Source organism: Butyricicoccus pullicaecorum DSM 23266 (genome assembly GCF_900167005.1).
GTDB lineage: Bacteria > Bacillota > Clostridia > Oscillospirales > Butyricicoccaceae > Butyricicoccus > Butyricicoccus pullicaecorum.
In genome coordinates this window covers 35,785-56,033 of the sequence record NZ_FUXW01000013.1, presented here as the reverse complement: position 1 = coordinate 56,033, position 20,249 = coordinate 35,785, and the positions used below count along the sequence as shown (strand labels likewise).

Annotated in this window: 20 protein-coding genes and 1 pseudogene; 5 read left to right on the top strand and 16 right to left on the bottom strand. The window is 56.7% G+C overall.

Annotation, left to right across the window (positions count from 1 at the left end; all coding sequences use genetic code 11):
* From B5D52_RS13480 to B5D52_RS13440, 9 genes and pseudogenes are all read right to left on the bottom strand, one after another.
* Positions 1–186 (bottom strand): annotated as a pseudogene (locus B5D52_RS13480) (acryloyl-CoA reductase electron transfer subunit beta); the annotation flags it as partial.
* 19 nt (positions 187–205) lie between these two features.
* A complete protein-coding gene (gene acrB / locus B5D52_RS13475; RefSeq protein ID WP_078689233.1) occupies positions 206–1,006 on the bottom strand; it encodes an acryloyl-CoA reductase electron transfer subunit gamma in 801 nt (266 codons plus the stop codon).
* A 24-nt stretch (positions 1,007–1,030) separates the two neighbouring features.
* The gene (locus B5D52_RS13470) at positions 1,031–2,176 is read right to left on the bottom strand and encodes an acyl-CoA dehydrogenase (RefSeq protein WP_016148913.1); all 1,146 of its coding nucleotides are present in this window, start codon (positions 2,174–2,176) and stop codon (positions 1,031–1,033) included.
* A 305-nt stretch (positions 2,177–2,481) separates the two neighbouring features.
* On the bottom strand, positions 2,482–4,035 hold the full coding sequence (locus tag B5D52_RS13465; RefSeq protein ID WP_016148912.1) for a HAMP domain-containing sensor histidine kinase: 1,554 nt from the start codon (positions 4,033–4,035) through the stop codon (positions 2,482–2,484).
* Positions 4,036–4,144: 109 nt separating this feature from the next.
* Positions 4,145–4,612, bottom strand: a complete 468-nt coding sequence (locus tag B5D52_RS13460) for a YbjN domain-containing protein (protein WP_016148911.1) — start codon at positions 4,610–4,612, stop codon at positions 4,145–4,147.
* 21 nt (positions 4,613–4,633) lie between these two features.
* A complete protein-coding gene (locus B5D52_RS13455) occupies positions 4,634–5,098 on the bottom strand; it encodes a YbjN domain-containing protein (RefSeq protein ID WP_016148910.1) in 465 nt (154 codons plus the stop codon).
* A 114-nt stretch (positions 5,099–5,212) separates the two neighbouring features.
* Entirely contained in the window at positions 5,213–5,893 is a 681-nt protein-coding gene (locus B5D52_RS13450) for a response regulator transcription factor (protein ID WP_016148909.1), read from the bottom strand.
* Positions 5,894–6,037: 144 nt separating this feature from the next.
* The gene (locus B5D52_RS13445) at positions 6,038–6,544 is read right to left on the bottom strand and encodes a flavin reductase family protein (RefSeq protein WP_016148908.1); all 507 of its coding nucleotides are present in this window, start codon (positions 6,542–6,544) and stop codon (positions 6,038–6,040) included.
* A 410-nt stretch (positions 6,545–6,954) separates the two neighbouring features.
* Positions 6,955–9,603 carry an FtsK/SpoIIIE family DNA translocase gene (locus B5D52_RS13440; protein WP_016148907.1) on the bottom strand — a complete coding sequence of 883 codons (2,649 nt, stop codon included), beginning with the start codon at positions 9,601–9,603 and terminating at the stop codon, positions 6,955–6,957.
* Positions 9,604–9,984: 381 nt separating this feature from the next.
* On the opposite strand from B5D52_RS13440, the gene rfbA reads away from it, so the two are divergent.
* From rfbA to B5D52_RS13410, 5 genes are all read left to right on the top strand, one after another.
* Positions 9,985–10,848: a glucose-1-phosphate thymidylyltransferase RfbA gene (rfbA, locus tag B5D52_RS13435; RefSeq protein WP_016148906.1), complete on the top strand. Its 864-nt coding sequence runs from the start codon at positions 9,985–9,987 to the stop codon at positions 10,846–10,848.
* A 41-nt stretch (positions 10,849–10,889) separates the two neighbouring features.
* The gene (locus tag B5D52_RS13430) at positions 10,890–11,342 is read left to right on the top strand and encodes a YjbQ family protein (protein WP_016148905.1); all 453 of its coding nucleotides are present in this window, start codon (positions 10,890–10,892) and stop codon (positions 11,340–11,342) included.
* A gap of 483 nt (positions 11,343–11,825) precedes the next feature.
* Positions 11,826–12,188: a GntR family transcriptional regulator gene (locus B5D52_RS13420; RefSeq protein ID WP_016148904.1), complete on the top strand. Its 363-nt coding sequence runs from the start codon at positions 11,826–11,828 to the stop codon at positions 12,186–12,188.
* Positions 12,189–12,195: 7 nt separating this feature from the next.
* Positions 12,196–12,969 (top strand): ABC transporter ATP-binding protein, encoded by a 774-nt coding sequence (locus tag B5D52_RS13415; RefSeq protein ID WP_016148903.1) that lies wholly within the window; start codon positions 12,196–12,198, stop codon positions 12,967–12,969.
* Complete coding sequence (locus B5D52_RS13410) at positions 12,969–13,781, top strand: hypothetical protein (protein WP_016148902.1); 813 nt, start codon at positions 12,969–12,971, stop codon at positions 13,779–13,781. The genes B5D52_RS13415 and B5D52_RS13410 overlap by 1 nt, the downstream gene beginning before the upstream one ends.
* Positions 13,782–13,821: 40 nt before the next feature.
* Here the strand turns inward: B5D52_RS13410 and B5D52_RS13405 are convergent, their stop codons facing one another.
* From B5D52_RS13405 to ppdK, 7 genes are all read right to left on the bottom strand, one after another.
* Positions 13,822–14,025 carry a helix-turn-helix transcriptional regulator gene (locus B5D52_RS13405; protein WP_016148901.1) on the bottom strand — a complete coding sequence of 68 codons (204 nt, stop codon included), beginning with the start codon at positions 14,023–14,025 and terminating at the stop codon, positions 13,822–13,824.
* A gap of 5 nt (positions 14,026–14,030) precedes the next feature.
* Positions 14,031–14,240, bottom strand: a complete 210-nt coding sequence (locus B5D52_RS13400; RefSeq protein WP_207637503.1) for a hypothetical protein — start codon at positions 14,238–14,240, stop codon at positions 14,031–14,033.
* A 105-nt stretch (positions 14,241–14,345) separates the two neighbouring features.
* Positions 14,346–15,131 carry a hypothetical protein gene (locus B5D52_RS13395; RefSeq protein WP_016148899.1) on the bottom strand — a complete coding sequence of 262 codons (786 nt, stop codon included), beginning with the start codon at positions 15,129–15,131 and terminating at the stop codon, positions 14,346–14,348.
* 30 nt (positions 15,132–15,161) lie between these two features.
* Complete coding sequence (locus B5D52_RS13390) at positions 15,162–15,980, bottom strand: Cof-type HAD-IIB family hydrolase (RefSeq protein ID WP_016148898.1); 819 nt, start codon at positions 15,978–15,980, stop codon at positions 15,162–15,164.
* 210 nt (positions 15,981–16,190) lie between these two features.
* Positions 16,191–16,691, bottom strand: a complete 501-nt coding sequence (locus tag B5D52_RS13385; RefSeq protein WP_016148897.1) for a VanZ family protein — start codon at positions 16,689–16,691, stop codon at positions 16,191–16,193.
* Positions 16,692–17,203: 512 nt separating this feature from the next.
* On the bottom strand, positions 17,204–17,539 hold the full coding sequence (locus tag B5D52_RS15960) for a hypothetical protein (RefSeq protein WP_016148896.1): 336 nt from the start codon (positions 17,537–17,539) through the stop codon (positions 17,204–17,206).
* A gap of 19 nt (positions 17,540–17,558) precedes the next feature.
* Entirely contained in the window at positions 17,559–20,189 is a 2,631-nt protein-coding gene (ppdK, locus tag B5D52_RS13380; RefSeq protein WP_016148895.1) for a pyruvate, phosphate dikinase, read from the bottom strand.
* Positions 20,190–20,249: the final 60 nt, after the last annotated feature.

The following is a 20,249-nucleotide window of genomic DNA, read 5'->3' as shown; positions in this document are numbered from 1 at the left end:
CTTAGCCATGCCCTCGACCTTGTCGCCCAGCAGCAGGCCGCAAACCTCTACGCCCATGTCGTCAGCCAGCTTGCGTGCCTCGGAGATCAGCTCCAGCACGGTCGGCTGCAGCTCGCCCTGGCGCTGCTCGCAGAATACCCATACGCCGGAGAAATCAGCCAGATTGGTATTGTTAAATTCAGCCATTGTAAGTATCCCCTTTCAATCAGATGATGTGCTTCTTCAGCAGCTCTGCAGCCAGCTCGGCAGCAGTGTTCTTGTCTGCGCCTTCCAGCATGCGGCCCTGGCCCTTCTGCGGAGGCGTGAAGGACTTGAAGATGTTGGTCGGAGAGCCCTTCAGACCGATGGTGTCTACCTCGATCAGCGGATCATCCTTCAGGGTGTTGTAATCGTATACTTCTACCGGCTTCTGGTAGCAGTCGAAGATACCGCCAACAGACATGTAACGGGGCTCGTTGAGCTCCTTGATGCAGGTCAGCAGGCAGGGAGTCTGGGTCTCGATGGTCATGTAGCCGTCTTCCAGCATGCGCTTAACGGTTACCTTCTTGCCCTCGATCTTAACGTCTGCTGCGTAGGAGATCTGCGGGATGTTCAGCTTCTCAGCGATCTGAGAACCTACCTGTGCGGTATCACCGTCGATTGCCTGACGGCCGCAGAATACAACGTCCTCTGCGTCTACGCCGATCTTCTTGATTGCAGCTGCCAGAATCTGGGAAGTTGCAAAGGTATCGGAACCGCCGAACTCACGGCCGGATACCAGTACACCGCGGTCTGCGCCCATTGCGAGCAGCTCACGCAGCATGCCCTCTGCCGGAGGGGGACCCATGGTAACTACAACAACTTCGCAGCCGGTGTTGTCCTTCAGGTTCAGTGCAGCCTCTACTGCATTCTTGTCATCCGGGTTGATGATGGTCGCCATGGAGGCGCGGTTGAGGGTGCCGTCCGGATTAACTGCAACCTTACCGGAGGTATCAGGAACCTGCTTTACGCAAACGATAGCTTTCATAATTCAGTAAATCCTCCTTAAGTCTTACTTGCCGATAACCTGGCCGGAAATGACCATACGCTGTACCTGAGAAGTACCCTCGTAGATCTCGGTGATCTTAGCATCACGCATCATGCGCTCTACCGGATACTCACGGGTGTAGCCGTAGCCGCCGAAGATCTGAACACACTGGGTGGTAACCTTCATAGCAACCTCTGCAGCATACAGCTTTGCCATAGCGGCTTCCTTGGTGTAGGGGATGTCATGATCCTTGTTGAATGCAGCGCGGCGAACCAGCAGACGAGCTGCCTCGATTTCGGTTGCCATGTCGGCTACCATCCACTGCAGACCCTGCTTGGTAGCGATCGGCTTGCCGAACTGTACGCGCTCCTTCATGTATGCAATCGCCTTGTCCAGTGCGCCCTGAGCGATACCCAGTGCCTGTGCAGCGATACCGATACGGCCGCCGTCGAGGGTGGTCATAGCGATCTTGAAGCCGCCGTTCTCCTTGCCCAGCAGACGGTCAGCCGGCAGACGCATATCCTCGAAGATCAGCTCGCCGGTCTGGGAGCCGCGGATACCCATCTTATGCTCGATCTTGCCGATGGAGAAGCCCGGGTCATCCTTGTCTACGATGAAGGCAGAAATGCCCTTGTTGCCCTTGGACTTATCGGTCATAGCGAAGATGACGTAAGTATCAGCGCAGCCTGCGCCGGTGATGAAGACCTTAGAGCCGTTGATGATGTAGGAGCCGTCTTCCTGCTTCTCAGCGATGGTCTGCTGAGCAGCGGAGTCGGTGCCGGCATTGGGTTCGGTCAGACCGAATGCGCCAACCTTCTGGCCGGAAATCAGCGGGCGGAGCCACTTTTCCTTCTGCTCCGGGGTGCCGTACTTGAAGATCGGCCAGCAGCAGAGGGTTGCGTGGGACGACAGGATACAGCCGGTCGTGCCGCAGAACTTGGATGCTTCCTCGATGGCGATGGTGTAGCAGATGTTGTCGCCGCCGGAGCCGCCCAGCTCCTTGGGGAACTGAATGCCCAGCAGGCCGTACTTCTGCAGCTTGCGAACGGTCTCCCAGGGATAACGCTCTTCTGCGTCGATCTCAGCCGCGAGGGGCTCGATCTCGTTAACCGCGAACTCGCGGCAGAGCTTCTGCATCATTTCCTGCTCTTTGGTAAGCCTAAAATCCATGCTATGAAACCTCCCAAATAAATTGTTCAAATTTGTGTAACAGTCCACACCTGCGTGCCGCACGCCTGCCGCCCGGAACGTTTGGGCGCGTGCAGAACGCTGGGCAGACCGAAAAGATACGGGTCTTGCGGTATGGTTTTGGTAACGTGCGTTTTTGGCACATCTATAATCATTATACTGCTGGGAAAAAGATTGTCAAGAATTTAACGCGTATTTCTTTGTGTAAAAATTATAGGTTCTCGTTGCATATAGCTGCAAATTTGCAACAAGTTGTGGGGTTTGGGTAATTCTTGATGAAAAGGCGGTCATGTCTCGGACAGGTTTGCGGGTACGTGCACACATGCTGGAAGTTCAACCCAGAACTGGATGCCGCCCGGTACGTTTTCCGCTCCCGTTGTGCCGCCCAGAAGGGCAGCCGATGCGCGTACGATGGACAGGCCGACACCCGTTCCGCCCGATGCGCGCGAGCGCGCCTTGTCCGTTCGGTAGAACTTGTCCCACAGACGGGGCAGCTCTTCCTCGGCCACGCCCTCGCCCTCGTTGAACACGATCACTTTGGCGCCGCCCTGTGCGGTGCGCTGCACGCTCAGCGCAATGCGTCCGCCGTCCGGCGTGTACCGAATGGCATTTGTCATGTAGTTCATAATGATCTGGTCGATCTGGTGCGCGTCGCTCTCAATCGTCACGCTGCCCGTACAGGTCACGGTCAGGTCGCGTCCGGTGCGCAGCACCGCCGTCTTGTCCACCGCACGCCGCATGCACTCACCCAGATCCACCGGCTCGCTCTGCACGCTCTCGCGTCCCAGTTCCAGCCGCGACAGGCTTAACAGCTGGCTCACCATGGTGTTCATGCGGTCGGCTTCCTCGGCAATCGTCGTGCAATAGAAGTCACGGTCTTCGGGCGACTCGGCTACCCCGGCCGTCAAGCCCTCGGCATAGCCCTGAATGAGCGCGATGGGCGTTTTCAGCTCGTGCGAGACGTTGATGATGAACTCGCGGCGCATCTCGTCGACCTGCTCCTTCTTCTTGATCTCCTCGGCCAGCTTCTGGTTGGACGTGCGCAGCTCGCGGATGGATTCCTCCAGATGGTCGGACAGCAGGTTGAGCGACTCGCCCAGCTGCCCGATCTCGTCGGTGCGCCCGCCCTCGTATTTCTTGGAAAAGTCCAGCCGGGTCATCGCCTTGGCCACCTCGCCCATCTCGATGAGCGGCTTGGTGAAGTGCGACGCCAAAAATGCACTCAGCGCCAGACAGATGAGCAGCGTCACCATGCCCGTGATGACCAAAAAGGTCATGTTGAACATGGAATTTTGCTTCATATAGGTGAACGGGACGCGCTCGACCAGGTAATCGTCGCCCAGTTTGCCCACCAGACACAGGAAATTCTCGCGCAGATCACGCATCTGGACGGCCACAAAGTCTACCTCGCCCGCGTTCAGCTTTTGGGGGTCGGCTGCCGACAGCGCCGACTTAACCAGCTGTTCCATGCGCCAGTTGGCAAACACGTTGTGACCAAAAATGTTCTGGCTCTCCTGCGCCGTGTCCGAGTCGTAGATCATCTGTCCGGTCTCGTCGATGATGCTCAGGCGCACGCTGTCGCTGTTCTCGATGCGAAAGAGCACGTCCAGAAAGGCTTCGGAATCACCTGCGTGATAGCTCGTGCGCACTTCCTCATAGATCTCGGTCAGCGAGTTCTGTCGCTGCGCCATGTAATAACTCTCGTAAAAAAACAGGTTCAGACTGGTAATCACCAGAATGAACACCACTGCCACCGCCGCAATCGCCGCGAAAAACTTCACTTTGACCGACCGCATCCGCGCAAATCGCAGCGACAGACTGTTTAAAAATCGCTCGGGCATATCGTTTTTGCCTCCTGATTCTTCAATATAGGGACAAAAAAGGGGATGGCCTGCGGCCATCCCCCTCGCTCTGCCGGGTCAAACCGGCTCTTTTTCCTGATTTCAGACCTTAGTGCATGTCCTTCTCAGCTTCTGCGATTGCTTCTTCCGCAGTCTTGCCGCCGTACAGGATGGACAGCAGGCTCGGAACGTAGCGGTCGAACATGCTGAAGCCTACGTAGGTCAGACGACGGATGACGTCCAGACCGGGCATGGTGTTCTCGTCTGCAACACCGGTGGTCTTGTAGCGAACTTCACCGTCGGTCATGTCCATCTCGAAGTTACCAACATGCAGGCCGTAGTTTGCACGGGTCAGGTACTCTGCAACTGCTGCACGCTTGTCTTCCTCGACCTTCATGGGCAGGTAGGTCAAAAACAGCATGGTGTGCGGGTTTTCCTTGTATGCCATGAAGCGAACTTCCTTCATTGCCTCGGTATCCATGGAGAAACGAATGCGGTTGTTCTCCTCCTCGAGCGCGAAGTTAAGCTGCATATCTTCCTTATAGTACTTTGCGATTTGCTTCAGATCAAAAGCCATTGTTTTGTCCCTCACTTTTTCTTAGTTGTTGGATTTCGTAAAAGATTGGTATGCCTCCGCGGCAGTCTTTCCTCCGTATAGGATGGCCAGAATGCCCGGCGCATATTTATCGAGCATGCTGTTGCCCAGATAGAGCAGACGGCAAAATGCTTCCCGGTCGATCTCGTTCTCCCGTCCGAGTGCGCCAACGATCTTATAATTGACGTCGCCCTCGTCCAGGTTCATCTCGAACCCACCCAGCACAACACCGTAATTGACACGGGTGATGTACTCGCACACGGCTGCGCGGTGCTCAGGCGGAACGCTCAGCGGCAAGCGGGAGAGAAAGAGCACGGTACGGCTGTTTAAAATCGTGATATCGAGCGAGACGTTGGACAGCGCTTTGGTCTGGAAGACGACCAGGATACGGTCGGGGTCTTCCTCGTCAAGATGGTATTCAATGTCCTCTTTTTCCAGATAAGCTTCCAACTTTTCGCGTGACAGCACGGGTTCCACCTCCGTATCCGATATACCCCTAGCATACCACAGCCCGCAGGAAAAGTAAACCAATTTTGGTAGTTTTGACAGATTCCGGCAGGGGAAGGGCAGGGGAAAACCGGGTCAGTCGGCGTCGAAACGGTAGCCGTAGCCGCGTACCGTGCCGATGAGTGTACCGCATGTGCCGAGCTTTGCGCGCAGCTTCTTGATGTGGGTGTCAACCGTGCGCAGATCACCGAAGTAATCATAGCCCCAGACCGCGTTCAAGATGGTTTCACGCGACAGCGCAACTCGGCGGTTGTTCTTGAAGTACACCAGAAGCTCGTACTCCTTGGGGGTCAGCTCGACCGGATTACCCGCGACCGATACCGCGCGGCTGCGCTCGTCTACGGTCAGATCACCGAAGCTCTCGGCCTCGTCAGCCGGTGCACCCGAACGCTTCAAAAGCGTCTTGACACGTGCTGCCAGCACCAGCGGCGAAAACGGCTTTGCAACGTAGTCGTCTGCGCCCGATTCCAGACCGTGCAGCTCGTCGGTGTCCTCGGCGCGCGCGGTCAGCATCATCACCGGCAGCGGTTTGCCGTGATCGCCCGCGCGAATGGCCGAAAGCACGGCGAAGCCGTCCATCTTGGGCATCATCACGTCTAAAATCACCAGGGACAGTTCATTCCGGCGCTCGGTCACGATGTCCAGCGCTTCCGCGCCGTCTCCGGCCTCCAATATCGTATGACCGTCCCGGCGCAGAAAATCCGCAACCAGTCTGCGAATACGTGCCTCGTCGTCGGCAATCAGGATTAGTGCCATATATGCGGTCTCCTTCCAAGCGTACTTCATTATTATATCCGATTATACCGGATATTTTTGAATATTTCGTGACCAAATCCGAAATTTTTTGAATTTTTTATAAAAAGAGCACACCTGTCGGTCAGATGTGCTCGAAAAAAGGCTTTATTCTGCTGCGTAGGCTGCGACGATCTCACCGATGTACATGGTGTGGTAGTTCTGATCGGCGTACCACTTATCCAGCGTTTCCTGATTGACAAAGTTTTCCTTGGGCATGTCCTGCACAAAGCGCTTGCGGCAAACCAGTACCAGCTCGGCTTCCTCGAACATGACTTCGCCGTCGACCTCGATCGGGGTCAGGCCGGAATCCTTCATCTTATCCATGTCGCGTCCCGACTTGCTGCCCAGTACGTTCAGTGCGTCGCGGTTGCCGTCCTTCAGGAAGGTCAGGGTGAAGGTATCGCTCGAGTCGACGAACTCCTTGGTGTAACGGGTCTGGCGGATGTAAGCGGTCACCGAGGGCTTGCCCCAGATGACACCAACTGCGCCCCAGCTGACTGTCATCATGTTGAACTTATCCATGCTGCCTGCGCCCACGAGTGCCCACTGCTTGGAGAGCTTCTCAAAGGGGTTAAAGGTGAGCGTGCTTGCGTCGATTTTCTTGAGAGACATGGTAAAAAACCTCCTGTAAAGTGGATTTTTTGAGGTAGGGGAGAACTGATTCCCGCCCGCAGGCGAAATGAAGTTTGGATCAAACCTTTTCAAAGGTTTGCGGGTTCTTAGGGCAGAGCCCTAAGTCGCCCGTCGCAACGGGCGAAACTCCCCTTTTTGATTCCCGGGATTCGGCCCGGGAATCAACCAATTTATTTTTTTAGTTGATTCCGGCTTCGGCCGGAATCAAAAGAGTTTTGCGCGTCCTACGGGACGCGCTTCTTTTTTATTTTTTAGTTGAAACCCGGGTCGGACACCGGGTTTCAAGTGGGGATTCCGCTCGCTGCGGCGAGCGTCTCAGGGCTCTGCCCTGAGAACCCGCAGCCTTTGAAAAGGCTGGCGAAACTTTCAGTTATGGGTGCGGTGGTTTTTTAGGGGAGCTGTGCGCGGCGCATCTTCATTTCCCGCCAATCGTCCTTAGAAATCAAGATTTGACGCGGTTTACTGCCCTCAAACGGGCCGACGATGCCGCGTTCCTCCATCTGATCGACGATTCTTGCGGCGCGGGAGTAGCCGAGTTTGAGTCTTCTCTGGAGCATGGACACCGATGCCTGACCGCAATCAAGCACGACGTCGATGGCTTCCATGAGCAGTTCGTCTTCCTCGCCGCTGCCGTCACCGCCGCCGCTGCTGCCGCCTGCGCTGTCGCCTGCGGCCTGCTTCTCGATGTGTTCCAGAATTTCCTCGCTGTACTCCGCCGAGCCGTTTTGTTTGACGAACTCGATGACGCGTTCAATTTCGTCATTGGAGATAAAGCAGCCCTGAATACGCTGGGGTTTGCCCTCGCCGAGCGGTGCGTACAGCATATCGCCCTTACCGATGAGTTTTTCCGCGCCGGTCTGGTCGAGGATAATACGCGACTCGATCTGGGATGCGACGGCAAATGCGATACGCGAGGGGATATTTGCCTTCATGATACCGGTGATGACGTCAGACGACGGTCGCTGGGTCGCGACGATGAGGTACATACCGGCGGCACGCGCCTTCTGTGCGATACGGCAGATGGAAGTTTCGACTTCCTTGGCTGCGACCATCATCAGATCGGCCAGCTCGTCGATGACGATGACGATTTCGGGCAGGACTTGGTAAGCCTCGGGCGTTCCGCCCTCGATCTCAGCCGCTTCGGCCTTCTTTTTGCGCATGAGGGCGTTGAAGTCCTCGAGTTTACGCACCTGATGATCGGCAAACAGTTTATAGCGGCGCTCCATCTCGCCGACCGCCCAGTTGAGTGCGCCTGCGGCCTTTTGGGGGTCGGTGACGACCGGGATGAGCAGGTGAGGGATGCCGTTATAGTTACCGAGTTCGACCATTTTGGGGTCGACCATAATCAAACGAACCTCTTCGGGAGAGGATTTATACAGCAGGGAAATGAGCATGGAGTTGACGCACACCGACTTGCCCGAACCGGTGGTACCTGCGATGAGCAAGTGGGGCATCTTTGCGATATTGCCGACGACCGGTGCGCCGGTGATGTCCTTACCGACCGAGAAGGAGACGTGTGATTTTGCCTTCTCGAAGGTTTCCGAGCCCAGAACCTCGCGGATATTGACCATGGTGACCGTTTTATTGGGCACCTCGATGCCGATGGCAACCTTATCCGGGATGGGTGCGATACGCACCGACACCGCGCCGAGCGACAGGGCGATATCATCAGACAGGGCAGTGATACGGCTGAACTTGATGCCGCGCTCGATGGTCAGTTCGAAGCGGGTGACCGACGGGCCGCGCACGATGCCGATGATCTGCGCCTCGATGCCGAACGACTCCAGTGTATCGATCAGACGCTGGCTGTTCTCGGTCAGCTCGGCCTGCACGTTGCCCTTGGAACCGCCCTTGGGCGGGTCGAGCAGGTCAATGGGCGGATGTTCATAGACCGGGGCGGGAGCCTTCTGGCTCTCGTCCATCTGTGCCGACAGGGTGGCCTGCTCGTCCTCCGAGATTTTACCCGGCTTATCCGCAGGCTTGGGCTTGTCCGCGTGCGACGCGGGCTGCTCCCACGGCGGCGTATCGTCCTCTTCGGGTTCCAGCGCGTCCCGGTTTTCCAGCAGGGACAGGATATCGCCGAAGGCGTTGTCCTCGTCCGCGTCGTCCTCCGCGGACGGTTCGGGGATGTGCACCGACTCGAAGTCCGACTGGTCGCGCACCGCGTCCATCACAAGTTCGGGGATGGACTGGGCTGCCTCGTCCGGCTCGGTCGGGGTGTCGTCCTTATGTACCGACTTATGCGTCGGCTGGATGTCCTCGTCCTCGTCATCCAGTGCAATGTCGAACGCTGCGCGCTTTTCCGCACGCTGTGCGCGGCGGTTGGCGATGGCCTCGTGCACGTTGGGCAGCACGATCGGGCCGTCGTCGATCTCGTCCTCGTCATAGTCAGCGTCCAGCGGTCTGAGTGCGTCCCACACCGCGCCCGGTGTGATGCGGCAGATGGTCATAATGTCCGCCAGCAGGCCGATGACCAGCAAAATATTCGCGCCGATGCCCGAAAATGCCCAGCGCAGAATGGTATACAGTCCACCTGAAATCAGGCCGCCCGCTTCCAGCTTGGCGCCGTCGCCCAGCAGGCGGAAGAGGGTCATACCGGCTGCGCTGTAATCGGCACCGCAGAAAAAGGCGTGCGCCAGTGCACCGATGAAGATGGGCAGGCAGGCGATGGCCGCACCGCGCAGACGCACCGCGCCGCGGCGGCGTGCAAACAGCAGGCCGCACAGGCCGAAGAGGGCGAACGGCCAGACGTACAGACCCCAGCCGAACAGTCCGCCCAGAGCGGTATGGATCATGCGCAGCACAAAGCCGTCGTTTTTGAGGACCGAGATCAGGCACAGCACGCCCAGCACGCCGTAAATGGCAGCCCAGACCTCACGCGGGATGGATTCCTCCTCGGGATGGGGCGTGGACACCCGTGCGCGGCGCTTTTCCTCCTGCACCGCCGGCATCTTGCGCGTCTTGCGCGAACCATCAGACGTGGATTTCCGGCTTGTATTCTTGTTCGCTGTCGCCGTGCGCTTCTGTCGCTCAGCCATGCACCGCACCCCCTCTCAAATCACAGGCGCTCTTCGCCTGGGATACATTCATAGTCACTTCTTCCTCCATTTTTCAAAAATGTAATACGGTATCATAATACCACATTTCTGCGTCTTTTTCCAACCTTTTCTCTCCCCTCTATCCCCATCCTTCCCCGGATTTTTGACCGTATTCTCCCAGCAATTTTGAATTCTTTGCGTCGAATTCGTTAATTTTTTGCGAAACATTGTTTTTTCGGCCCACAGTGTGCTATAATGTGGTATCAGAATCGATATCACCCGTATCTCGATCCGCGGCACCCGGCCCCGTTTGGCCGCGCCGCACCACCGCCGTCCGCTTATCGCCCGACGGTCATCTATTAAGGAGGAAGTGCAACCGCAATGAAAGGTATTATCCTAGCGGCTGGTAAGGGTTCCCGACTCTATCCCATGACCCGCCCGACCTGCAAGCCGCTCTTGCCCGTCTACGACAAGCCCATGATCTACTATCCGCTTGCCGTGCTCATGCAGGCCGGTATCCGCGACATCCTCATCATCATCCCGCCCGGAGAGGAAGGCCCCTTCTACCGTCTGCTCGGCAACGGTGCGCGCTGGGGCGTCAACATCTCCTATGAAGTTCAGGAAGTCGCACGCGGCATCGCTGACGCTCTGCTCATCGGCGAACGCTTCATCGGTAAAGACCCCGTCTGTCTCGTGCTCGGCGACAACATCTTCCATAGTCTCACCCTGGAATCTACCCTCGCACGCGCCGTGCGTACCTCCCATCAGGGCGGTGCGACCGTATTCGGCTACTACGTCCACAATCCCCGCGCATTCGGCGTGGTCGAGTTCGACGAGGATGGCCGCGCCATTTCCATCGAAGAAAAACCCCGTCTGCCCAAGTCCAATTACATCATCCCCGGCCTCTACTTCTACGATAACTCGGTGATCGAGATCGCCAAGGGCATCAAGCCCTCGGCACGTGGTGAGCTGGAAATCAGTGATGTCAATTTGGAATATCTCCGCAGAAATCAACTGCATGTAATCAAACTTGACCGCGATTTCGTCTGGCTCGACGCCGGAACTGCGGACAACCTGCTGACCGCCGGCATGGGCGTCAAGGAAGTACAGGACGACACCGGCAGATATGTGGCTTGTCTGGAAGAGATCGCCCTCAATCGCGGCTACATCGACGTGGACGATGTACACCGGATGGGCAACGAGCTTAGCCAGACCCTTTACGGACAGTATTTACTCTGTCTCTAATTACTTATTGTAAATCTTACCCAAAAAGGAATGTGACCCCCATGGCAGTCTACACCATGACCAAAACCTACAAAACCCGTGCTCACATGGGTATGATCGACATTACCGAGGACTTTCAGGCCGCTGTCACCGCTGCCTGCCGGGAAAAAGGCATCTCCTCGGGCACCATCACCGGTTTCACCACCGGCGGTGTCGCAGGTCTGACCACACTGGAGTTTGAACCCGGTATGGTGCACCACGACCTCAAGGCCGCAATGGACATTTTCTCGCCCTACACCGATGAGACCGGCCGCGTGATTCACTATCATCATCACGATACTTGGCATGATGATAACGGTTCGTCGCATATCAAGGCCGCTCTGCTCTCGCCGTTTATCGTGATTCCGTTTGTAGACGGAAAATTGACGATCGGCCCGTGGCAGAATCTGACATTGGTGGAATGCGATACCAGAAACCGCGTGCGTGACGTGGTGTTTCAGGTCATGGGCGAATAACCACCCAAACCACCGCACCCCTAACTGAAGTTTCGATCAAACCTTTTCAAAGGTTTGCGGGTTCTCAGGGCAGAGCCCTGAGCCGTGTCCCGCAGGACACGGAACCCCCTTTTGATTTTCGCTTTGCGAAAATCAACCAAAAAATAATAAAAAAGCGCGTCCGCAGACGCGCAATGCTTCGCGCACAAAGTGCGCTCATGGGAAAGACCAACCATCCGGTTGGTCTTTCCTTTTTTGTATGTTTAGATTGATTCCCGGGTCGGACACCGGGAATCAAGAGGGGAGTTTCGAGCCTGCGGGCTCGACCAGGTTCCACCTGGACGGGCTCAAGGGACTCGTCCCTTGAGAATCCCGATCTCCGCCTGACGGCGGGATAAGTCCGGCGCTAACTTTCCGTCACAAAAAAGACACTTGACAAATCAACCTTCTTATTGTATCCTTGTATTAAGCTACTAATACACAAATACACAAGGAGGGATGAGCATGCAATGGAAACTGACTGACGATCGCCCGATCTGGACCCAGCTCACCGAACAGCTCACCGAGCGCATCGTCTCCGGTGTCTATCCGCTCGGCTCACGGATGCCATCCGTGCGCGATCTCGCCGCGCAGGCCGGTGTCAATCCGAACACCATGCAGCGCGCACTCGCGCAGCTGGAAACCGATGGACTGGTCGCGACCAATCGCACCGCCGGACGCACCGTCACCGAGAACGCAGACGCGGTCGAACACGTCCGCCTGAGTCTGGCAGAAGACAAAATGGAACTCTACGTATCCGGTATGGCCACGCTCGGCTACACCGAAACACAGGCAGCGCAAATGCTGCTAAACCGCAGAAAGGGGTAAATGATTCATGGAAGAAATGCGCACAGGCGCTGATTTCGTACAGGTCGATAAGAATGTCGATCCCGTACTCATTCGGCTGCAAAATCTGAGAAAAACATACGGCGCAAAGCCTGCGCTGAACGGCCTAGACCTCGAACTTGGCCGCGGCAAAATCGTTGGTCTGCTCGGCCCGAACGGTTCGGGTAAGACCACTTTGATCAAAATTTTGAACGGTCTGCTCCGTCCCACCGAGGGCATCGCCCTCATCGACGGCTACGCACCCGGCGTCGAGACCAAGGCGCGCGTCAGCTACCTGCCCGACCGCATGTACTTCGCTGACTGGATGCGTGCCTGCGATCTGATGGACTTCTTTTCCGACTTCTACGCCGATTTCGACCGGCAGAAGGCTGCGGAAATGTTCTCCGCGCTGGGCATCCGTCCCACCGAGCGCATCAAGACCATGTCCAAGGGTACCAAGGAAAAAGTACAGCTCGTACTCGTCATGAGCCGCAAGGCTGAGCTCTACCTGCTCGACGAGCCCATCGCCGGCGTCGATCCCGCGGCCCGCGACTTTATCCTGAGCACCATCCTCACAAACTACAACGAGGACGGCACGGTCATCATCTCCACCCACCTCATTTCCGACATCGAGCGCGTACTCGATGAGGTCATCTTCCTGCAAAACGGTCAGATCGTTCGTCACGACACCGTCGACAACATCCGCGCCGTGGAAGGCAAGTCGGTCGATCAGCTCTTCCGTGAAGTCTTTCGCGCGGTACCCTATCAGGGAGGTGACTTCTAATGTTTGGTAAACTGATGAAATACGAGATGAAGTCGCTGTCCAAGGGACTCATCCCGCTCTACGGCGCAATCCTCGCCGTCGCGCTCATAAACTCCATCATGTGGTCGGTCAGCGGCAACGGTCCGACCTCCACCACCAGCACGATCAGCGGTCTGTCTCAGCTGACCGCCATGCTGGTCTACTTCGGTCTGTGCGTCGCCATCGCCGTCGTGACCTTCCTCGTCGTCATCCAGCGATTCTACAAGGGTCTGCTCGGTCAGGAAGGCTACCTGATGTTCACTCTGCCCGTGCCCACCTGGCAGCTCACCCTGTCCAAGCTGGTCGGTGCGACCATCATGACCATTCTCTCCGGCATCGTCGGCATCCTGTCGGTCATCATTCTGGGTTCGGTCGGCCTCAACTGGGGCGCATTCCTGCGCGGTCTGGGTCAGCTGCTCGCAAACTGGGATTTAGACATGACCTTCATCTGCATCGAGCTGTTCCTGCTCGGCGTCGTCGGCACCGCAAGCATGGTCACCGACATCTACATCGCAATGGCGCTCGGTCATCTGTCGAGCAAGCACCGCGTTGCGATGAGTTTTGTCTGGTTCATCGTCATTCAGACCGCTCTGTCCTTCCTCACCGGTCTCATCGGCATCGTTCTGGGCAATATCCCGGCGTTCACGCTCTTTATCACGAACTTTTTCATTATTTCGCCCATCATCGGCACGCACAGCATGCTGTGGTTCAGCATTCTGGTTTGTCTGGTCGAAACCCTCATTTTCTACTTCGGTACGACCTGGGTGCTCAAAAACAAGCTCAATCTGGAATAAGCCGGAACATACAGAAAACCGCCCGAAAGGGCGGTTTTTTTCATTCCTCGGTAAACCAAAAAAGCTCTTCTACCGTCGTCTCAAACACCCGGGCAATGTCCATTGCCAGTTTGAGCGACGGATTGTATCGGCCTTTCTCCAGGTTTCCGATCGTCTCGCGCCGCACGCCGACCAGTCCGGCCAGATCTTCCTGGCTCATCTGGTACCGCGCGCGGTATTCCTTCATTCTGGTTTTGAGTGCCATCGGTCTCACTCCTCCGACTCGCGCAGGCCCTGTTTCTCACGATGGCGGAAAATCAAAAGCGAACCGGTGAAAACCACCAGCATGAGGATAAACGACAGCACAAAGGCCGCCGAGCCGAACAGTGCCTGCAAATAAAATTGCTCCGAAATCTGCGCAAAGCCGTCTGTAAACTGAAGTTCCCGGAAGCCGTAGTACATCGCACGGGGCACCATCACGGCCTGAGACAGGATGCCAAAGGCAAAACCGGACAGAAAAGCAAGGGGGTTTCCAAAAGAAAAACCGCTCCGAAGAGCGGTTTTTTTGCTGTGTGCATTTGAACTTTACATATCCTGTGCGCCGGGACGTGCCCACAGGAGCATAGTGTCGGTATCGGTGTAGCCCTGATCGTCAAACATCATAGTGACGAGCAGGCTGTCCGCGCTGTCCGACGCGCTCAGGTACATGGAATAGCCGTAATCATCCCAATTGGGGTACAAATCTACCTGATAGCCGTACTGCGTCGTGCCGTCGTCGTTGTCGAACGTGTCCATCTCGTAGATGAAGGCATAGCCATATTCCACTTCGCTCTGATCGTCCGGTGCATAGCTGTAATCCATGGTGTCCAGGTCGAGGTACAGGTATCCGCCCTCGTCCAGTCCGACCCACTCGCCCTGCACGGTGTCATACGCCGAGGCAGGCACCTGATATTCGGGGCTGGCTTCCTCGATTGCGGGCGCGTTGTCCGGGATGTCCGGTTCGGCTTCCACGACGGAAAAGGAATTCAAATCCAGATCGTCCACGACGTCGCCGACCGCCGAGATCACGGTCGGGATCAGGCTGATGATGACGACCGCGACCGATGCCACCGCGCCGATCTTTGCCGAGGACTTCTTATCCGAGCGATGGGTCTTGCCCTTGAGGTCGGCACTCTCGACCGGCTTGGCCGTCGCGTGCGTCTTTTTGTGCCGCACCGCGCTATATTTCCGGTCATCGCTCGCCTTGCTCGACTGCTTATACTTCTTATTCACGCGCTGCTTGCCCGACCAGCGCTCTGGGTTGGGCGTGCCGCACATCGGGCACTCCCGGTCATCATCCATATAATGAATCTTACAGTAGGGGCATTTCATCTTCGTCGCCCTCCTCTCCCGATTCCAGTCTTACCGCTCGCGGCCGAGCAGATAATAAATGGCCTTGGCTACGCCGTCGTTGGCGTTCGTATCGGTGATATATTTCGCGATTGACTTAACCTCGTCGTTTGCATTGCCCATCGCAACCGGCATACCGACTGCGTGCAGCATTTCCAAATCGTTCTCGCTGTCTCCGATGGCGATGCAGCGGTCGATCGTCGTGCCCAGATGGGTACACAGCATGGTCAGTGCGCTGCCCTTATCGGCCAGGGGAGAGATAATCTCGATGTTATCGTCCGCCGAGCTCATAACCCGCACGCCCGGGATAGACGCAATCTGACGGCGTGCCATTTGCAGCATAAACGGTTCGCGCGAGCGGCAGAAAATCTTGTCGACCGACAGGTGATGGGTCGCGATGTACTCGGCAACCGAGGGCACGACCTGTTTGCTCGACAGAAAGCCCTCGTTGGTCTTATACTGGCTGAAAAACATCTCGTCGTACGGCGTAATATACAGATGTTCTCCGGCGTAAATCATCGAGGTCATGCCCACGCGCTCGACAACCGCTGCCGCGCGCACAGCCGGTTCCCACGGGATCGAAATGCGCATGGTGCATCCGCCCTTGGACACGCTGGACAGGGTGGCTCCGCCCGACGTGACCATCTCATCATTCGCGCCCATCATCTGCGCAAATTCTGCCGCTTCGCTGCAAATACGTCCGGTCGAGATGACGACATGGACACCGCAGCTGCGTGCCCAGGCGACGGCCTCGCGGACGGCGGGAGATACGGTGTTATGCGGGTTGAGCGCCGTGCCGTCCAGGTCAAGCGCAATCAGATCATACTTCATACGGGCTTTCCATCCTTACTTCTGTTACTAAAAATAGGATAAAGCATTTTGGCAAAAAAAGCAAGGGAAGGTGGGCGAGAATGATGGCGGGGAAGGGTGATACGAGGGGCGAAAATTATACGAAATGTATTATGATTGCAATTTGTTATATTCATAGGGTGAGCGGGTGGGAAATACGAAAAAGACCGCCCGATATAGGCGGTCTTGCGGTCAGTTCATCAGCATCAGCACGATCAGCGCCGCCATCGCGGCCGAGGCAAGGGTCGCGAGCACGTTGAGCACGGTTGCAGTTTTTTGTCCGCAGAGTCTACGAAAGATTGCGTAAACACCGAGGCCGACCAGTGCGCCCAGCGTGTTGCCGAGCAGGTCGGTGACATCCGATGCACCCAGCATGAACACAAATTGCAGGCACTCGTATGCCAGGCTGGTCAGGGCTGCCGGAAGCAGACGCAGAGCAAGCGGTCGACCGGACAGGAGCAGTCCCAGATAGATGCCGAACGGTACAAAGGCCAGCACGTTCTGCATCACCTCGCCGTAATCGGCTTGGCCGTTAACGCGCAGCGGATCGCCCAAGGGGATGAGGTTCACCGTGCGCAGGTGCGGCAGGTCACTCGGGGACAGGGCGAGCTTGAACAGGATAATCCAGGTCAGCATGATGAAGTAAAAGACGAACAGGATGACCGTCCAGCGGTAGGTCTTTGTATGGAACATGAGCGTCAGCGCCTCCTTGCAGCATTTGGGATAGGTGTGCTATTAAGATAGAGGCGCGGAGGACGGGGTCGGTTCAAAGATTTGGGGAAATTTTATAGAAATTTTTTAGGAGTAGGGAAGCATCGGAAACGGCAAAAGCCGCACCCGCCATCCGGGCGCGTAGATCAGCACCGCAAAAGCAGGTCGTACTGCCGCACTGAGCGCCCGAACTGCACAAAGCCGGTACTTGGCTCGCAGTTGTCCCATAAAGTATACTGTTACTTCGTAGCCCCAGCATAACAGGGAGCGCCGGACGGCACGCACCCGCCGTGCGGAGTTCGTACATTCCCACCCTATCGGCGGCTCACAGTAACCCGGATGACAAGGGAAAACGGGGTCGCAAGGGGTGGAAAACCGTAGGTTGTCCATCCCTTGCTTTCGTTCTCCTTCTAAGGTGAGAACACCGGCCTTCCGGGTGAAACGGAAGCAAAAAAGATTAAGGCTGCAGCGCCAGCCGCCACGGGAAAAACGCTTCAGGCGTTTTTCATGAGCGCGCTTTGCGCGCAAAAGAGTCTTGCCGCCTGCGGGCGGCGCTTGAAACGAGAGTTTGTTGAAACCCGGGCCGAACCCCGGGTTTCAAGAGGGGATTCCGCATCCTGCGGGATGCGGCTCAGGGCGCTGCCCTGAGAACCCGCAAACCTTTGAAAAGGTTTGATCCAAACTTCAATAGGGGGTGCGGTGCTTCCCTGAACATGCGAAAAGCACCGCTTTTGACAAGCGGTGCTCTTCTTGGGATATTTGGACGATTCACGGAGGGCTAAATTAAGATAGGAGATTTCGCCGGTTTCCGCAATTCGATCCGGGCTCATTCAGTTTTGTCCCTGAGGCTTAGTCCTTGGGATACTTAACAGCTGCCTGTGCTGCTGCCAGACGTGCGATCGGCACGCGGTACGGCGAGCAAGATACGTAGGTCAGGCCGATTCTATGGCAGAACTCAACAGAGGACAGGTCGCCGCCGTGCTCGCCGCAGATACCAAGCTTGATCTCCGGGCGGGTCTTACGGCCGTTCTCGACTGCCATCTTAACCAGCTGGCCGACGCCTTCCTGATCCAGGCGAGCGAACGGGTCGGACTCCAGGATCTTCTCTTCGAAGTAACGATCGAGGATCTTGCCCACGTCGTCACGGGAGAAGCCGTAGGTCATCTGGGTCAGGTCGTTGGTACCGAAGGAGAAGAACTCTGCTTCCTGTGCGATCTGACCAGCGGTGATCGCTGCGCGCGGGGTCTCGACCATGGTACCAACCATGTACTTCATCGGGATGCCAGCGTTCTCGATCAGCTGATCTGCGACTGCCTTGATCTTACGCTTTACAAAGCGCAGCTCCTTGACGTCAACAACCAGCGGAACCATGATTTCGGGCGTGATGCGCAGGCCGTCTTCCTTCCAGACGTTGATTGCTGCCGAGATGATCGCCTCGGTCTGCATCTCTGCGATTTCAGGATACAGAACGTCCAGACGGCAGCCGCGAGTACCCAGCATGGGGTTGAACTCGTGCAGGCCTTCGATGATACCCGTCAGCTTGTCGACCTCGATGTTCATCTCAGAAGCCAGCTCTGCGATATCCTCGGGATCGGTCGGAAGGAACTCGTGGAGCGGGGGATCGAGCAGGCGGATGGTTACCGGCAGGCCGCCCATTGCGCGATAGATGGCTTCAAAGTCGCCGCGCTGCATGGGCAGGATCTTAGCCAGTGCCTTGCGGCGCTGCGCCTCGTCCGGTGCGATAATCATTTCGCGGACAGCCTTAATGCGGCTCTCCTCGAAGAACATGTGCTCGGTGCGGCACAGGCCGATGCCTTCTGCGCCGAACTTACGTGCCTGGGTTGCATCACGCGGGGTATCACCGTTGGTGCGTACCTTGAGCACGCGCAGCTCGTCTGCCCAGCCCATGAAGCGGCCGAAATCACCGGTCAGCTCTGCTTCCTGGGTCTCGATCTTGCCGACATATACGTTACCGGTCGAGCCGTCGAGCGAGATAAAGTCACCCTCGTGCATAACCGTGCCGTCTGCAAAGGTAATGGTCTTATTTTCCTCGGATACCTTGACGCCCGATACGCCTGCAACGCAGCAAGTGCCCATGCCGCGTGCGACAACGGCTGCGTGCGAGGTCATGCCGCCGCGTGCGGTCATAACACCCTCTGCCGATACCATGCCGTCGATATCCTCCGGCGAAGTCTCCTGACGAACCAGAACGACCTTAGCGCCGGTCTTATGTGCTGCAACGGCTTCCTCTGCGGTGAAGTAAACAGCACCGCAAGCTGCGCCGGGCGATGCGGGCAGGCCGGTTGCGATCGGGGTTGCTGCCTTGAGGGCTGCGGGATTGAAGGTCGGGTGCAGCAGTGCGTCGAGCTGGTGCGGTTCTACCTTCAGAATCGCCTGCTCCTTGGTGCAGATGCCCTCATCGACTAGGTCAACAGCGACCTTCAGCGCTGCCTGTGCGGTGCGCTTGCCGTTACGGGTCTGGAGCATGTAGAGCTTACCATTTTCAATGGTGAACTCCATGTCCTGCATGTCCTTATAGTGCTGCTCGAGGCGCTGGGAAATGTCTACAAACTGCTGATAAACTTCGGGCATGGTGTCCTGCAGTGCGGAGATCGGCTGCGGGGTACGGATACCAGCTACAACGTCCTCGCCCTGTGCGTTCATCAGGAATTCGCCGTACAGCTTCTTCTCGCCGGTTGCCGGGTTACGGGTAAATGCAACGCCGGTACCAGAGGTCTCGCCCATGTTGCCGAAGACCATCGACTGTACGTTAACTGCGGTACCCCAGGAGTACGGGATATCGTTCATGCGGCGGTAAGTATTTGCACGCGGGTTGTCCCAAGAGCGGAATACTGCGCGGACAGCTTCCATCAGCTGCTTCTTGGGATCCTGCGGGAAAGGCTCGCCGATGTTCTTTTCGTAGTGGTCCTTGAACAGGTTAATCAGTTCGAGCATGTCGTTCTCGTCCAGCTCGTTGTCGTGGGTCACGCCACGCTTCTCCTTGACCTGATCGATGAACTGCTCAAAGGTACTCTTCGGCAGCTCCATAACGACATCCGAGAACATCTGGATGAAACGGCGGTACGAATCGCGTGCAAAGCGCGGGTTGCCGGTCAGCTTTGCAACGGCGTCGCAGATGACGTCGTTCATGCCGAGGTTCAGGATGGTATCCATCATACCGGGCATGGATGCGCGTGCGCCCGAGCGAACCGATACGAGCAGCGGGGAATCGGGATTGCCCAGATGCTTGCCGGTCATCTTCTCGAGCTTATCGAGGTATTCCATGATCTGTTCCTGAATATCGGGATAGATCTGGCGGCCATCCTCATAGTAACGGGTGCAGGCCTCGGTGGTGATGGTAAAGCCCTGCGGCACAGGCATGCCCAGACCGGTCATTTCGGCCAGGTTTGCGCCCTTGCCGCCCAGCAGTTCACGCATGGAGCCGTTACCCTCAGAGAACAGATACACATATTTTTTCATATTCCGTTTGCCTCCGTTTCGTCCGTGTTCGATGAATCCTGAGTTGATTCGTCATTTCGT

Coding starts and splice junctions, on each gene's coding strand:
- acrB (WP_078689233.1), bottom strand. CDS start 1,006: ATGAAAGCTATCGTTTGCGTAAAGCAGGTTCCTGATACCTCCGGTAAG.
- B5D52_RS13470 (WP_016148913.1), bottom strand. CDS start 2,176: ATGGATTTTAGGCTTACCAAAGAGCAGGAAATGATGCAGAAGCTCTGC.
- B5D52_RS13465 (WP_016148912.1), bottom strand. CDS start 4,035: ATGCCCGAGCGATTTTTAAACAGTCTGTCGCTGCGATTTGCGCGGATG.
- B5D52_RS13460 (WP_016148911.1), bottom strand. CDS start 4,612: ATGGCTTTTGATCTGAAGCAAATCGCAAAGTACTATAAGGAAGATATG.
- B5D52_RS13450 (WP_016148909.1), bottom strand. CDS start 5,893: ATGGCACTAATCCTGATTGCCGACGACGAGGCACGTATTCGCAGACTG.
- B5D52_RS13445 (WP_016148908.1), bottom strand. CDS start 6,544: ATGTCTCTCAAGAAAATCGACGCAAGCACGCTCACCTTTAACCCCTTT.
- B5D52_RS13440 (WP_016148907.1), bottom strand. CDS start 9,603: ATGGCTGAGCGACAGAAGCGCACGGCGACAGCGAACAAGAATACAAGC.
- rfbA (WP_016148906.1), top strand. CDS start 9,985: ATGAAAGGTATTATCCTAGCGGCTGGTAAGGGTTCCCGACTCTATCCC.
- B5D52_RS13430 (WP_016148905.1), top strand. CDS start 10,890: ATGGCAGTCTACACCATGACCAAAACCTACAAAACCCGTGCTCACATG.
- B5D52_RS13420 (WP_016148904.1), top strand. CDS start 11,826: ATGCAATGGAAACTGACTGACGATCGCCCGATCTGGACCCAGCTCACC.
- B5D52_RS13415 (WP_016148903.1), top strand. CDS start 12,196: ATGGAAGAAATGCGCACAGGCGCTGATTTCGTACAGGTCGATAAGAAT.
- B5D52_RS13410 (WP_016148902.1), top strand. CDS start 12,969: ATGTTTGGTAAACTGATGAAATACGAGATGAAGTCGCTGTCCAAGGGA.
- B5D52_RS13405 (WP_016148901.1), bottom strand. CDS start 14,025: ATGGCACTCAAAACCAGAATGAAGGAATACCGCGCGCGGTACCAGATG.
- B5D52_RS13395 (WP_016148899.1), bottom strand. CDS start 15,131: ATGAAATGCCCCTACTGTAAGATTCATTATATGGATGATGACCGGGAG.
- B5D52_RS13390 (WP_016148898.1), bottom strand. CDS start 15,980: ATGAAGTATGATCTGATTGCGCTTGACCTGGACGGCACGGCGCTCAAC.
- B5D52_RS13385 (WP_016148897.1), bottom strand. CDS start 16,691: ATGTTCCATACAAAGACCTACCGCTGGACGGTCATCCTGTTCGTCTTT.
- B5D52_RS15960 (WP_016148896.1), bottom strand. CDS start 17,539: ATGAGCCCGGATCGAATTGCGGAAACCGGCGAAATCTCCTATCTTAAT.
- ppdK (WP_016148895.1), bottom strand. CDS start 20,189: ATGAAAAAATATGTGTATCTGTTCTCTGAGGGTAACGGCTCCATGCGT.